Below are 13,546 nucleotides of genomic sequence, written 5' to 3' on the forward strand. Positions count from 1 at the left end.
TATCAGGCCTTCGCGGCCTCTTCCTTGACGATTTCCAGGAACAGCGGCCGTTCGCCGCCGCCATGGACTTCAAGGCGCGCGCCGCTGATATAAGCGGCGGCTGGCGAACCCAGGAACACCACCGCTTCGGCGATGTCGCTGCCCCGGCCCATGCGCTTCAGCGGAATCGATGACGCGATCCGATCCTGCGCCGTCTGCGAACCATAGGTCATTTCGGCCGTCTCGGTCTCGATCAAGCCGACGATGATCGCGTTGACCCGCACCTCCGGCCCCCATTCCTGCGCCAGGCTGGTGGTGAGGCTGAGCAGGCCAGCCTTGGCCGCGCCATAGATCGCGGTATCGGGGGAAGGCCGCGCACCAGATACGCTGGCGATATTGACGATCGATCCGCCAACAGCCTTCAGATGCGGATAGGCGGCCTGCGCGACATGCAGGGGGGCGAGCAGGTTCAGTTGCAGGATGCGTTCGAAAAAGCGCGGGCTGGCCGTCGCGGCGTCGGCCTGCGGCGATCCGCCCGCATTGTTGACGACAAGGTCGATGCGGCCATGGCGCGCGACAAGCTGGGCAATCCAGTCCGACACTGCCGCAGGATCGCGAATGTCGCAGGATGCGAATTCCGCCGTCTTTCCGTCGATCCCGATCGGTTCATCCGGAGCAGTTCGGCCGCAGGTCGCTACCGCATAGCCCTCCGCCAACAAACGCCGCACAATCGCCGCGCCTATGCCGCGCGTGCCGCCTGTGACGATCGCAACCTTGCCAACTCCCGTTTCGCCCACGGCCCTATCCTTTCCTTTTCGAGAAATGCGCAGTGGGCGCATCGCATGGATAGGCCCCATACTCAATCTGCGCCATCCTTCGCCAGACTTAATGCAGTGGTCATTGCAGATTGTTACGCAGATCAGGTATAGGGGATGCATAACAAGCGCATATCGCGTCACATATGGAGAGGTTTGATGGCTTATACTGTGCAGCAGCTCAGCGATCTGGAAGATATCCGGACCCTCAAGCATCGTTATTTCCGGGGAATCGACACGGCCGATCTTGCGCTGCTCGGCACCCTGTTCACGGAAGACCTGACCGTCGATTATCGTGGCGGCACCTATCGTGTCCGGCTGGCGGGCCGCGACAATATGCTGGAGTTTCTGGCGAACAGCTTCCATTCCGGCGCGGTCGCCATGCATCACGGCCACATGCCCGAAATCACCCTGACCGGCGAAAATGACGCCGAGGGGCTATGGTATCTGGAGGATATCTTCATCGATGTGGAACGGGGCAGCCACACCATCGGCAGCGCCATTTACCGCGACGTCTATCGGCGTGAAGACGGCGTGTGGAAGATCGCGCGCACCGAATATGACCGCGTGTTCGAAATGATCCGTCCGCTGGCCGCCGACGCGCAAATCACCTCGCACCACCTCGCCACCGCAGGCCGCAAGCCCGAACAGCGCAGCGACATCAGCCATTTGATCGAATGGGCCGCCTGACGGGGAGCACGCATATGAACGCGCAGGACGTTGCTGACCGGCTGGCCATTCATGACCTGCTGGCCCGTTATTGCCACGCCATCGACCAACAACGGTGGAACGACCTGCGCGCATTGTTCGCCGATGATGCGCGGGTCGATTTCACCGCTTTCGGCGGCCCGCGTGGCGATGCCGATATGCTGATCGCGTTTCTGCGGCCCGTGGTGGAAGGATTGGCGGGCACCTATCATTCGACGACCAGCATCATGTGCGATCTTGATGGGGATAGGGCGACCGTGCGCTCCGCCGCTCATGTTGTCATGTCATCCAAAGGACCCAACGGAGGCGAGCAGCACAATCATGTCGGGCTTTGGTATGAGGACGAACTCGCGCGAGCCGACACGGGATGGTGCTTCGCCAGCCGAACACAGAAACGAGCCTGGGTGGATGCCGTAGCATCTTAATGATGCATGGATGCAACAGATGCGGCATTTTTGCGGCAGCCTGCTAGAGAATGGGGCGGCCGACGTTATAGTCGCCCGCAATAACAGAATGACGCTTTTTTTGGGGAGGAAAGCATGCGCAAGACGCTATATCCGATCGTATCGCTGATCGCTCTGGCCGCACCGGCGGTCGCGCTGTCGCAAACGGCAGCGACGGGGGCAGACGCCGCCAGCGACAGTGACATTGTCGTCACGGCCCGCCGCCGCGAAGAACGGTTGCAGGATGTGCCGATCGCGGTGAGCGCGGTGGACGCCTCAGCTCTGAACAGCCGGGGCCTCGACAATGTGACGCAGATCAGCCAGATCGCGCCCAATATCCAGTTCACGCCGGGCCAGGGCGGCAACAGCGGCGGCATCGCGCCCTTCATCCGGGGCGTGGGCGAGAACGACTTCATCATCACGTCCGATCCTGCCGTCGGCGTCTATATCGATGGCGTCTATGTCGCCCGCACATTCGGCGCGACGACCGAATTGCTGGGCATCGACCGCATCGAAGTGCTGCGCGGGCCGCAGGGCACGCTGTTCGGGAAGAATACGGTGGGCGGCGCGATCAACATCGTGTCGGCGGTGCCGGGCCGGGAGCAGAAGATCGAAGCCGACCTGCGCTATGGATCGTTCAACACGGTGCGCGGTCGGGTCTATGCGCAAACGCCGCTGTCGGACAGCTGGTCGCTGGGCGTTGCGGCATTGGGCGAGTTTGGCGAGGGGTGGCAGAAAATCCCGTCCGGCGACAATCTGGGCAACCGCAACGTCGTCGCGGGCAAGCTGGCGCTGCATTATGATGGCGAAGGGCTGGACGCGGTGTTGCAGGTCGATGGGCTGCACCGGCGCCAGCACAGCGCGCCGCACAGCATGATCGCCTTCACGCCGACCTTCTTCTCGATCCTGCAATCAACCTTCATCGCGCCCTGCTGCACCGTGCCGGGCGACATCGACCGTACCGACAGCAATCCCGAGCTGAACAAGGATCAGACCGACGCGGTGAACGCATCGCTGACGCTGACCAAGGATCTGGGCGGGGCGACGTTGAAGTCGATCACCGCCTATCGCTATGTCGATGCGTTGTTCGGCCGTGACGGCGACGCGTCGTCGGCGGTCAACTATGCGGGCGACATCCATGACGAGCGGGCGCGGCAGATCAGCCAGGAATTGCAGCTGTCGCTCGACCTTGGCGGGCGCGGCACATTGTTGCTGGGCGCGTTCGCCTATCGCGAAAAGACGCGGGACAATACGCGGCTGATCGTCGCGGATGGGCTTTTTCCGGCGCTGGTGGCGGCGGGGCTTGATCCTTTCCCGGTTCCTTTCCCGCCCTTTGCGGTTCCAGCGTCTTCGCTCGACTTCAACATCGATTTCCGCAACCGGCAGCGCACCGACAATCTCGCGCTGTTCGCCAACGGCAATTATGAACTGACCGACGGCCTCTCGCTGGAACTGGGCGCGCGATATACGTGGGAGAAGAAGAAGTTCTTCCAGTCGGCCATGCGCATTTATTCGGGCGAGCCGCTGCTGGCGGGGACGCCCAGCTATACGCTGGAAAAAAGCTGGGACGCCTTCACGCCGCGTGCCTCGCTTTCCTACAAGTTCCGGCCGAACCTGATGACCTATATGTCCTATTCGCGAGGCTTCCGGTCGGGCGGGTTCAACGGGCGGCCTACGTCGCTGGAGGAAATCGGCTCCTATGATCCGGAACATCTGACCTCCTACGAAGCAGGGCTGAAGGCAGGATTCGGCCGTATCGCCACCATCAACCTAGCCGTGTTCCGCAACGAATATCGCGACCAGCAGATATTGGTATCGACCGTCAGCCCGACGACCGGCCTGATCGTGGTCCGCAACGAGAATGCGGGCCGTTCACGCATTCAGGGGATCGAACTGGAAGGCGCGTTCAAGGTTTCGCCGCGCTTCACCGTCACTGGCGCGCTCGGCTTGCTGGATGCCAAATATCTGGAATATGTGTCAGTCATTGGAGGCGTGCCCACGGATGTCAGCAACCGCAAGCTGAAGCAGGCGCCCGATATCACGGCCAATGCCAGCGCGGTCTATCAGGCGCCGCTCAGCGACAATGTGGAAGGCGTCCTGCGACTGGACGCAGCCTATAAGAGCCAGGTCTTTGTCGACGCGGAAAACACACCGCTCCTGCGGCAGCCCGATCATGCGATCCTCAACGCCAGCGCCGAACTGCGCTTTGCAGACAGCGGCGTGTCGGTGCGCGTGGGGGTGGATAACATCACCGATCGCCGCATCATCACGGCGGGCTATGATGCATCGACCAGCTTCGGCTTTACGGAGGCCTATTATTCGCCGCCCCGCCGCTACAGCGTGACGCTGGCCCTGCGACGCTGAACCGGGTACGGCCTCGACGGTAACTGCCATCGTCGAGGCTGGAGGCGGGAATCTGAATGATGAGCGATGACACCGCCTTTGCCGACCTGTTGCAGACGCTCTACGGCGGGCTGACGCAGTCACCGCCGTGGGAGGATTTCCTGCGGGCGCTGGCGGCCATCACCGACACGACCTTTGCCACGCTGCTGATCGGTCGGGGGAGTGCCGGGATCGATGCCCATGTCACCCCCGGCGCGGACCCGGAGCGCACACAGGAATATCAGCGCATCTCGCAGGCCGATCCCTTCGTCGGCCTGCCCGAGGGGCAAGTCGTTTCCTTCCGTGATTTCGTGCACCATGTCCCGGCGCGCTTCCGCGACTGGCTGGACGTGGCGCGCAGCAGTGAAATTCTGGGCGTGGACCTGCATCGTCTGCCTGATATCGCCGTCCGGCTGCGCCTGACGCGGGACGAAGGCCAAGCGCAATTTGGCGACACCGAACGGGAATTGCTCGAACGGCTGATTCCGCACCTGCGCATCGCGCTCGACCTTCACGCGCGGCTCACAAGTACCCAGGCGGAAAGCCAGCTGTTCAGCAGCGCCATGGCTGGTTTGGCGGTAGCGACCCTGATCCTTGATCGGGAAGGCCGCATTCTGCGCCGCAACACGCTCGCCACGCATATGCTGGAAGATGGCGCCATCGTTTCCGAGCAGCATGGCAAGCTGGAGGCCAGGACCGGTTCCAGCGCTGCGGCGATCAACCGCATCCTTTCCTCTCCGCCGCCACTGGGCGAGGAAATCCTGTTCGAAATCGCCTCTACCGTCGGGCAGCCGTTGCATGCGCGGGCGCGGGCCATCCCTTCCTCCGCCTATGGCGACGGTGCCTGGATCGCCCTGTTCATCGCGGACCCCAGCCGACCCGCCGGTCCATCGGAAGAGCTGTTGCGCGAACGATTCCAACTCACGCGGGCGGAAGCGGGCCTTGCCGTTCATCTGGCGCAGGGCGCCACGTTGGCGGACGCGGCGGACGCTTTGGGCATCGCCTACAATACGACGCGATCCCATCTGCGCGCGATATTTGCCAAGACCAACACGCATCGGCAGGTCGAACTGGTCACGCTGCTGCGTTCCATCGGCAGTGAGTCTGAAATCTGATCCATTTGGATGATGTAGCGGCACGGCACTCGGCATAGCCTGTCTCCACGATCAGAAAGTTTTGTGGAGAAGATGATGAAATTCTCGATCATTTACGAAGCGCAGATGGCGGACACGTCGCGCCAGAACGAACAGCAGGTGTTCCGCGACATTATCGAGCAAGCCATCCATGCCGAGGAAATGGGCTTCGACACGATCTGGGCCGTCGAGCATACCGCGCTGACGCAATATGCGCATATGTCCGCACCGGAAACTTTCCTCGCCTATCTCGCCGGGCGTACGTCGCGCATCGGCATCGGCCATGGCGTCGTCTGCCTGCCGCCCGCGATGAACCATCCGGTGAAGGTCGCTGAACGCATCGCCACGCTGGACATTCTGTCGAATGGCCGCGTGCATTTCGGCATGGGCAAGGGCGGGACGCAGCAGGAAGCGGGCACCTTCGGCTATAATCTCGAAGACCTGCCGCCGATGATCGACGAGAGCATGTATCTGATCCCCAAGATCCTGAAGCATGGCGAGATCGAACATGATGGCCAGTTCGTGAAGATCCCGTTCCGCCCGATCCATCCCAGCCCGATGCAGGACCCGCATCCGCCGATCTACATGGCCTGCACCCGCGCCGACACGCTGACCACCGCCGGATCGCGCGGCATCGGCGCGCTGGTGCTGGGTTTTGCCGGACCGAGCGACATCGCGCAGAAGAACGCCATTTATCGTGAGGCTTTCAAGAACCGGAAGGCCGAGGATCAGGTTGGCTACCGTCCGACCGAACATCTCGCGGCCCTTTGCCCCGCCGTGGTTCTGGAAGACCGGGAGAAGGCCCGCCGGATCGGCCTTCGCGGACAGCGCTTCTTCGTGGAATCGCTGGGCCACTGGTATTCGGGCGGCCCCGCTCCCGATGTGGAGGACCTGGACGCGAGCGAAAGCCTTGCCGCGCTTCAGCGCCACAAGGAAGAAACGGTGGCCTGGCTGTCGGAAGAGAAGATCACCATCGGTGGCCACCACACCGAATCCTTTGAGGTTGTCGAAGACGCCTATGGCACCCCGGAAGATTGCATTCGGCAGGTCAAGCGCCTTCAGGATGCGGGCGCCGACGAAATCCTCTTCATGTTCCAGATGGGCGGCATCCCGCATGAAGTGATCATGGATACCATCCGCAATATCGGCGAGAAGGTAATCCCCTATTTCCGTGAGCAGGCGACGCTGGCTGCGGAATGATGAATTTTCCGGGCGGGGCAGTGCGCTCCGCCCGGAACACCGCGAGCATCCCAACACCGTTCGGGCTGATGGTGGTGCTGATATAGGACGATAGGCTAGCCCTGCGCGTACAGGGCAATCATCGCTTGCATCAGCCGCGCCGCGCGTTCGTGCGGTTCCCCGGCCGCCAACGCACGCGACGGCGCTTCCACGGCTATGGTCGCATGGGCCGGAAGCAGCGGGAGGAGCGCCCCGAGGCCGAACTCGCCTTCACCGGGCAGCAGGCGGTCGAACACCGCTTCGTTGACGCGGTCATGCGGTGGTTCGATCGGGCCGTCGTTCAGTTGGACATGGCGGATACGCTCAGGCGGCAGGCAGGCCACATCGTCCCAGCTTCCGCCGCTGCGGATGACGTGGAGCGTGTCGATGCAAAGGCCTACCTCCGCGCCCAGGGAATGGGCGATCTCAAGCGCCTGTGAAGGCGACCGGATCGAGGATAGCGGATAGGGTTCGATAATGGCGGGAGCACCCGCCCGCTGGCAAATCTCCACCATGCGCGCCAGCGACTCCCGCAGCCGTGCATGATCCGGGTCGAGGCCCAATATATTGACGGTCCCGCCCAATTCGGCGGTCAGTTCGGCGCTGCTTTCCAGCAGCCCCCAATCGGGGTCGGCATCGAGCATGAAAGGCTCGATGACGCCTGCTCGCAGGCCGGTATCGCGCAATGCGGAAATCACCGCCTTGCGCGCCCTCTTGTCCAGGATGAGGTCAGGCGTCGGGCTGATCGGGATCGGCGTGACAAACAGGCTGACGGCAGTAAAGCCTGCGCTGGCGGCGGCCTCGATCACCGTCAGGGCGTCGAGGTTCACCAGCGAAAGATGGTCCAGGCAAAAGCCATTCTGAGGAGGGGGCGTCATGAGGACCAGCCCCCTGCCACGCCCGAGAGTTCAGGCGTGAACGCCCCCGTCAACGCGCACGATTGCGCCATTCATGTGCCCTCCATCCTCACTCGCCAGCATGGCGATGACGCCCGCAATTTTGTCGGGTGTCGCAAATCCGTTGATCGGACCCAGGTGATTATACAACTCCCAATCGGCGCCTTCCACCATGCCGGTTTGGACGCTGTTGGCGAGCGGCGTTTCGATGCCGCCCGGCGCGACAGCATTCACCCGCACGCCGCGCTTGACATATTCCCAGGCGAGGCTCTGGGTGTAAGCGGCGACCGCGCCCTTGCTGGCGGCGTAGCCGGTGAGGAAGGGATGGCCGAAATGGCTGGAGGTGGACGCGGCGTTGACGATGTTGCCCTTCGCCTTTTCCAGATGCGGCAAGGCTTCGCGACACATCAGGAATGTGCTGCCCATATTGACCGCGATGATGGACATGAAGGCTTCATAGTCGGTCGTTGCCGCATGGCTCGACCGGATGATGCCCGCCATGTTGACGAGGACGTCGAGTTGCCCGGCCTCTTCGACCCACTGCGCCACGGTCAAGCGGGCAGTCGGTTCGTCCGCCACCGATCCCGCGCGGATGGCGATACCTGGCTGGTCCTGCCTTAGCGTTTCCAGCCCTTTTTCGTCCAGATCGACCGCCAGCACCCGGCCGCCCTCTGCGGCAAGGCGGATCGCGGTCGCGCGTCCGATGCCGGACGCCGCGCCAGTGACGATGATCGACTTGCCTGCAAAGCGACGCCCGAAGTCCATGGTCTACTCCTTTACGCCACGATGGCAGGGTGCGGGATGCGGGGTTCGCCGAGCATCCCGCGATAGGATGGCGGCGTCCGCCCGCCCGCTTCGGTTATGCCATATCGGTGCGCGATTTCAGCCGTGATCAGCGTCTGGCCATTGAGTTCATCGCGGTTTGGATCGTCATGGATCGCGGCGATCACCCGGCCATTAAATTCGGGCGTTTCCGCATCGGCCATGAACTTTTCATATTGTTCCCGATGCTCCGTAAGGGTGCGGGTGGTGCGTTCGGTCAGCAGCGGCCCCATCCAGAGCGAGATGGCGGTGACGCCGGTGCCGCGAAAGTCCACGCCCATATCGGCAGCGAATTTGTCCACGCCTGCCTTCTGCGCGCCATAGGCCGCACCGTGCATGTAACAGACCGACCCGAAGGAGGAGGTGAAGGCGATAAGACCTTTGCCTGCCGGAACCATCATGCGTGCGGCATGCCAGCTCGCCAGATAATGAGACCGCAGGCCGACTTTCAGTATCTCGACGAGCCCGATGGATTTTTCCCAGAAGGGGCCGGGCTTCACAAGGTCGTCATCCAAAGCGGCGACATTGTTGACCAATATGTCAAGGCGGCCGCTTTCGTCGCGCACACGCTCGAACAGCGCGGCGATCGCTGCGTCATCGCCATGATCGACTTGCACCGCGCGGCCCTCGCCACCCGCTGCGTCGACCTGCGCCGCGGTGGCGCCAATGGTGCCAGGCAGTGCCGCATCGCCTTCGCGGATGGAGCGGCCCGTCACATAGACGCGATAGCCCTTCTCCCCTAGCGCGACGGCAATGCCGCGACCCGCGCCACGGCTGGCGCCTGTTACGATCGCGACCGGACGTTCACTTCTCTCCATATTCTTTTCTCCTTATGCCGCCTGCGTGGAACTACGCTTGTCGAGTGTCACATGCAGGCCATTGGTGCGCTTGTGCATGTCGGGCGTCTTGTCGCGGGGATTGTAGAACTGCTTGTACCAGGTCCGAACCTTGCCATAGGGGCCGTCATTGGGGATGACGAGCGGGTTGAGGCAGGCCCGCTTGTTCTGCCAGATCTCGACATCCTGGGCGAAGGCGAGGCGGCTGCCTTCCTGATATTCCAGCGCGGCGGCGCGCAGATCGTCGGTGACGGGCGCGGTACCGTCATTCACCTGCACCATCAGGCCATGCCAGACGCGGATCTTGCCATCCTCGATCGGCGTGTGGGTGATCATGATGAAGCTGTCGAAGGTTCCCGCCATCTCCGACTGGAGGATCGAGGGGCCGGTGTACCAGGTGTCGAGCGTCAGCACGTCTTCGGGATTGAGCGTCAGCGTGCGGTGCCCGGCGGCATAATATTGGTGGACGATGTGATCCTTGAACTCATTGGCGAAGTAGACAAAGTCCTTCGCGCCATGGATCGGGATGAAGTGGCCAAAGTCGGCCATGTTGTCGACCACCTCGATCGGGTGGATGTCGAGATCGCCCATATAGTCGATCTTCCAGTTGACCCAGCCCGGCGCATCATAATGGCCGCCAAAATCGGGCAGGTCGAAATTGGGTTCGAGCCCTTCGGGATCATGCCAGATCCAGATCGTGCCCGCGCGTTCCATCGCCGGGAAGGTCTTGAGCTTGGCTGCCTTGGGCACGAAGTCGGAATAGGGAATGTTCTTGCACTGGCCGTCCGGGCCATATTGCCAGCCATGGAAGGGGCAGCGGATCGACTCGCCCTCCACCTGCTCGCCATCGCGCACGATGTAGCTCGTCGTGTTCTTCGCCAGATGCGCGCCCATGTGCGGGCAATAGGCCTCCGTCACATAGACCTGGCCGCTCTCGCCACGGTACATCACCATGTCCTGGCCGAGGTAGCGCATCGCCTTGGGCGTGCTCGTCGCCTCAGCGCTCTCACCCACCATGAACCAGCCACGCGGAAAGGTGAATTCCCCCAGACGATAGTCCGACGATGTCGCCATTTCTTGATCCTCTCACTGCCCATGGCAAATTAGCAGCTAATGCGGCGAGTCACAGCCTCGCTTATAGCCTTTTTGAAATCTTCCTCTTTCTACGCAAAACATCATTATAAAGGCAAGATCATATGTTAAATGCGCGGTCCAACGCCGTTATGACTCTATGGATAACAAGGTAAACAGGGTATGTCCGAATCCTCCCCACCCGGCGTGCCGGGACCCAATCAGGCGCACATGCGGGCCGCGCTTCAGGCCTATGTGGATCGCATCAACGCGGGCGATCGGGACGGCGTTCTGGCGCTGTTCGCGTCCCATGCGGTGATCGAGGACCCGGTCGGTTCTCCGCCCAAAACCGGCGAGGAAATCCGCGCATGGTTCAGCGACACGATCGCTTTTGACACACATATCCGACCGGTCGCACCGATCCGGGGATCGCATGCCAATGCGGCCGCGCTCGTGTTCGATGTGACGTTTCAACCGCCGGAAGGCCCGCGCCTGCTCATCAGGTCGCTGGATGTCTGCACGTTCGATGGAGAGGGAAAGATCGCCAGCCTGAAGGCCTATTGGGGTCCGGAGGACATGGAGCCCGCTCCCTGAAAGGTGGCCCTGAAAAAAGGGGCGCCCCGACGGGACGCCCCTTCTTCCTACTCTTGCTGTCCGGCAGCGCTCAGGCGGCGACCAGCTCGCGCGGCGCTTCGGCCGGATATTCGGCCGGGCCACCATAGTCGTAAGCGGCGTTCAGTGCCTTGATGAAAGCCGGATCGTTCAGTGGATCAGTCGGCGTCTCAATCTGGAAACCGCGCGAACGGACATCCTTGATCAACGTGTCGAACACGTGATCATAGCTGAGGTTATCAGACCCATCCATGTTCTTCTTAAGCTCGGCATAATCTTCGAACACTTCCGCCGACCAGTGGACCAGGAAGCGCAGATCGTCGGTATGGTAACGCTCGATGACTTCGTCCCCGGTCTTCACCAGCCAGCCATCGGGGTTGCCCGGTTCGCCGCTGAACATGGAGTCAAAGCCCAGCCCCTTCGGCTTGCGGCGCTCGATCGGGCCGTTGGCTTCGCCGCGATGGACGAGCATTTCATTCTGCACAATCACGCCACGGTTGTAGACGGGCGGCTGTAACCGCGCGGGCTTTTCCAGCGGACCCTTGGGCCAATAGGTGAAGCCGCTATTGGGATCATGGCTGAACCAGGTGATCACCTGCGCCATTTTGATCAGATAGTCCTGGAACAGGCCCGACCGGCCCATGATCGAACACAGCCAGGTGGGCGAGTTTTCGAAACGCACGCCACGGAAGCTGGGCGAATCCAGATGGCCCGGATCAGTATTGCCGCAGGGGCCGTTCACGTTGAACAGCATCATCTGCGGCTTGGCATAATCAGCGTTCCAATAGGATTTGGCATATTCCAGGAACGTCGGATTGTAGAAGGTATCCTGAATCTCCGGGTACATGCAGGTCGAATAATTGGCGTAGAAGCCGCGGAATGTCGGCGTCAGGAACATGTCGAGCGTCGGCTCGAAACCTTCCGGAAAACCGCCCGCGAAGGTGGCGATCAGAGATTCCGGCGTCGGAAAATGCTGCGCGATGATGAGCTTCCAGGCGCCGCTATGGACGACATCCAGCAGCCGCCGACGTTGATCCTCGGTGTATACGTTGCTTACCTCACGAGGCGGGGAAACAGGCTGCAGCATGTCGGACAACCGCCGTTTCTGCTCATTGCTCAACATGATTCTGCAACTCCTCTCCAAATGTCGGGCGAATCATTCCATCCGCCTTTGAACGCCGTAAAGTTATCGAATTATAACTTTTTCGTCAATCCTGGTTGGCATGGAAATGTCCATCGGCCCGGTCGGGATGTTTTGCGTCACACAGGAAGGATAATGGCACGGTATCGACAGAAGATTGGCTGGCCGCGCGACAGGGATGATGGCACCTTCCTCCATCAAATAAGGAGAGGATGCGGCGCGATGACTGACGCCTTGAAAGGATCGATGGACAAGCGCGAGATTGAATCGCGGGCCGCCCAACGGCTGTTGTCCGGCCAGTCGTGGGAAGATTTCTGCGACGTCCTGAAAGTCGCCGGTAAAATGATAGACCGGTTCGGCGATGATCCGTCCGATCTCGACAGGGCGGAATGGTATCGCTTTCTGACGCGGGTCGCCCGGTCGAGCTTCGAGCGGCTGATCGAAAATGCAGAACCCACCCGGCCGCGCCTGCGCGACATGGTATGGCGCCAGTCGATCAACGTGCAGACGGTCGATCAGGACCATCTGATGTGCCAGTTCGATGAGGCCCGCGATTACCGCATCATCGGCACGCGCGGGACCATACCCTATTTCATCTTCGCCATATTGACCGCGCCAGCGCCCGACGATTTGGGCGCGCGTGATTGGGCACAGCTCGGCGTAGAGGGATTGAAACAGTTCGACCCTTCCAACCTGAAAACCACCGGCTTCCTGGGCAGTCAGCAGCTTCATATCGAAGATGACGGGACGTTCGAGATCATCATGTCGCAAAATGATCCCGGCGAAGGAAAGAATTGGCTGAAGCTGCAACCGGATACCAATTGCATCCTCATCCGGCTGGTCTGGAGCGACCGGGAAAAGGAAACCGCTCCGGGCTTGCAGATCGAGCGGATGGATGGCGCGGCGCCTGAACCCGTGACGCCCGCGCTGATGGCGAACAATCTGGCATGGGCCGCGCAGGGCGTGCTGGGCTATGCGGAACTGGTGCGGAACTGGTGGAACGGCACGCAGGGCAATTTCGCGGCGAAGCTGAACCGGCTAGATTATAGCCGCGCGCAATATCTGTCGAACGGTGGCGTGCCCGATCGCCACGTCGCCTTTGGCGGTTGGGAAAAGGGGCTGGACGACGCCCTGGTGCTGGAATTCGTGCCGCCTGAGTGCGAATATTGGAACTTCCAGATCTGCAACATGTGGCAGGAAAATCTCGACACGTTCGAGGATGGCAACGGATGGGTGAACAACTATCGTTTCGTTGCCGAGCCTGATGGCCGGGTCCGCATCATCATCGCCGAGCGCGATCCGGGCCTCGGCGGCAACTGGGTGAATAGCTATGGGCATGAGCGGGGCATTTGGGGGCTTCGGCTGGTGCGAACCGAAAGCACGGCGGAAGTAAATCTGTGGCGCTTGCCGCTCGCGCGCTTGGAAACAGAAGGCGCGGCCGCACTTGATCCCCGCGCGGCAATCCTGACCGGCCAGTTCGTGGATTGATG

At 61.6% G+C, this 13,546-nt stretch carries 13 protein-coding genes; 7 read left to right on the forward strand and 6 right to left on the reverse strand.

Features of this window, described 5'->3' with window-relative positions; translation table 11 throughout:
- Positions 1–2: 2 nt before the first annotated feature.
- The gene (locus AC6JBC_RS16555) at positions 3–776 is read right to left on the reverse strand and encodes an SDR family oxidoreductase (RefSeq protein ID WP_498026561.1); all 774 of its coding nucleotides are present in this window, start codon (positions 774–776) and stop codon (positions 3–5) included.
- Between the two features lie 177 nt (positions 777–953).
- On the opposite strand from AC6JBC_RS16555, the gene AC6JBC_RS16560 reads away from it, so the two are divergent.
- From AC6JBC_RS16560 to AC6JBC_RS16580, 5 genes are all read left to right on the forward strand, one after another.
- Positions 954–1,484 carry a nuclear transport factor 2 family protein gene (locus AC6JBC_RS16560; RefSeq protein WP_498026562.1) on the forward strand — a complete coding sequence of 177 codons (531 nt, stop codon included), beginning with the start codon at positions 954–956 and terminating at the stop codon, positions 1,482–1,484.
- 14 nt (positions 1,485–1,498) lie between these two features.
- On the forward strand, positions 1,499–1,927 hold the full coding sequence (locus tag AC6JBC_RS16565) for a nuclear transport factor 2 family protein (RefSeq protein WP_498026563.1): 429 nt from the start codon (positions 1,499–1,501) through the stop codon (positions 1,925–1,927).
- Between the two features lie 114 nt (positions 1,928–2,041).
- Positions 2,042–4,309: a TonB-dependent receptor gene (locus AC6JBC_RS16570; RefSeq protein ID WP_498026564.1), complete on the forward strand. Its 2,268-nt coding sequence runs from the start codon at positions 2,042–2,044 to the stop codon at positions 4,307–4,309.
- A gap of 56 nt (positions 4,310–4,365) precedes the next feature.
- Positions 4,366–5,442, forward strand: a complete 1,077-nt coding sequence (locus tag AC6JBC_RS16575; protein WP_498026565.1) for a helix-turn-helix transcriptional regulator — start codon at positions 4,366–4,368, stop codon at positions 5,440–5,442.
- A gap of 75 nt (positions 5,443–5,517) precedes the next feature.
- Positions 5,518–6,660, forward strand: a complete 1,143-nt coding sequence (locus AC6JBC_RS16580; RefSeq protein WP_498026842.1) for an LLM class flavin-dependent oxidoreductase — start codon at positions 5,518–5,520, stop codon at positions 6,658–6,660.
- 95 nt (positions 6,661–6,755) lie between these two features.
- On the opposite strand, the gene AC6JBC_RS16585 is transcribed toward AC6JBC_RS16580, so the two are convergent.
- From AC6JBC_RS16585 to AC6JBC_RS16600, 4 genes are read right to left on the reverse strand one after another with little or no spacing between them, the layout of a single operon-like run.
- Complete coding sequence (locus AC6JBC_RS16585; RefSeq protein WP_498026566.1) at positions 6,756–7,556, reverse strand: sugar phosphate isomerase/epimerase family protein; 801 nt, start codon at positions 7,554–7,556, stop codon at positions 6,756–6,758.
- 30 nt (positions 7,557–7,586) lie between these two features.
- Positions 7,587–8,339 (reverse strand): SDR family NAD(P)-dependent oxidoreductase, encoded by a 753-nt coding sequence (locus AC6JBC_RS16590; protein ID WP_498026567.1) that lies wholly within the window; start codon positions 8,337–8,339, stop codon positions 7,587–7,589.
- Between the two features lie 11 nt (positions 8,340–8,350).
- The gene (locus AC6JBC_RS16595; RefSeq protein WP_498026568.1) at positions 8,351–9,214 is read right to left on the reverse strand and encodes an SDR family NAD(P)-dependent oxidoreductase; all 864 of its coding nucleotides are present in this window, start codon (positions 9,212–9,214) and stop codon (positions 8,351–8,353) included.
- A gap of 12 nt (positions 9,215–9,226) precedes the next feature.
- Positions 9,227–10,306, reverse strand: a complete 1,080-nt coding sequence (locus tag AC6JBC_RS16600) for an aromatic ring-hydroxylating dioxygenase subunit alpha (RefSeq protein ID WP_498026569.1) — start codon at positions 10,304–10,306, stop codon at positions 9,227–9,229.
- Positions 10,307–10,486: 180 nt separating this feature from the next.
- On the opposite strand from AC6JBC_RS16600, the gene AC6JBC_RS16605 reads away from it, so the two are divergent.
- Positions 10,487–10,897, forward strand: coding sequence for a nuclear transport factor 2 family protein (locus AC6JBC_RS16605; RefSeq protein ID WP_498026570.1), 411 nt, complete (start codon positions 10,487–10,489; stop codon positions 10,895–10,897).
- A gap of 70 nt (positions 10,898–10,967) precedes the next feature.
- Here AC6JBC_RS16605 and AC6JBC_RS16610 read toward each other — a convergent pair whose 3' ends face one another.
- Positions 10,968–12,038: a hypothetical protein gene (locus AC6JBC_RS16610; RefSeq protein ID WP_498026571.1), complete on the reverse strand. Its 1,071-nt coding sequence runs from the start codon at positions 12,036–12,038 to the stop codon at positions 10,968–10,970.
- A gap of 240 nt (positions 12,039–12,278) precedes the next feature.
- On the opposite strand from AC6JBC_RS16610, the gene AC6JBC_RS16615 reads away from it, so the two are divergent.
- Entirely contained in the window at positions 12,279–13,544 is a 1,266-nt protein-coding gene (locus AC6JBC_RS16615; protein ID WP_498026572.1) for a DUF1214 domain-containing protein, read from the forward strand.
- Positions 13,545–13,546 lie beyond the last annotated feature (2 nt).

This window comes from Sphingobium sp. RC1, assembly GCF_059738765.1.

Coding starts and splice junctions, on each gene's coding strand:
- AC6JBC_RS16560 (WP_498026562.1), top strand. CDS start 954: ATGGCTTATACTGTGCAGCAGCTCAGCGATCTGGAAGATATCCGGACC.
- AC6JBC_RS16565 (WP_498026563.1), top strand. CDS start 1,499: ATGAACGCGCAGGACGTTGCTGACCGGCTGGCCATTCATGACCTGCTG.
- AC6JBC_RS16570 (WP_498026564.1), top strand. CDS start 2,042: ATGCGCAAGACGCTATATCCGATCGTATCGCTGATCGCTCTGGCCGCA.
- AC6JBC_RS16575 (WP_498026565.1), top strand. CDS start 4,366: ATGATGAGCGATGACACCGCCTTTGCCGACCTGTTGCAGACGCTCTAC.
- AC6JBC_RS16580 (WP_498026842.1), top strand. CDS start 5,518: ATGAAATTCTCGATCATTTACGAAGCGCAGATGGCGGACACGTCGCGC.
- AC6JBC_RS16585 (WP_498026566.1), bottom strand. CDS start 7,556: ATGACGCCCCCTCCTCAGAATGGCTTTTGCCTGGACCATCTTTCGCTG.
- AC6JBC_RS16590 (WP_498026567.1), bottom strand. CDS start 8,339: ATGGACTTCGGGCGTCGCTTTGCAGGCAAGTCGATCATCGTCACTGGC.
- AC6JBC_RS16595 (WP_498026568.1), bottom strand. CDS start 9,214: ATGGAGAGAAGTGAACGTCCGGTCGCGATCGTAACAGGCGCCAGCCGT.
- AC6JBC_RS16600 (WP_498026569.1), bottom strand. CDS start 10,306: ATGGCGACATCGTCGGACTATCGTCTGGGGGAATTCACCTTTCCGCGT.
- AC6JBC_RS16605 (WP_498026570.1), top strand. CDS start 10,487: ATGTCCGAATCCTCCCCACCCGGCGTGCCGGGACCCAATCAGGCGCAC.
- AC6JBC_RS16610 (WP_498026571.1), bottom strand. CDS start 12,038: ATGTTGAGCAATGAGCAGAAACGGCGGTTGTCCGACATGCTGCAGCCT.
- AC6JBC_RS16615 (WP_498026572.1), top strand. CDS start 12,279: ATGACTGACGCCTTGAAAGGATCGATGGACAAGCGCGAGATTGAATCG.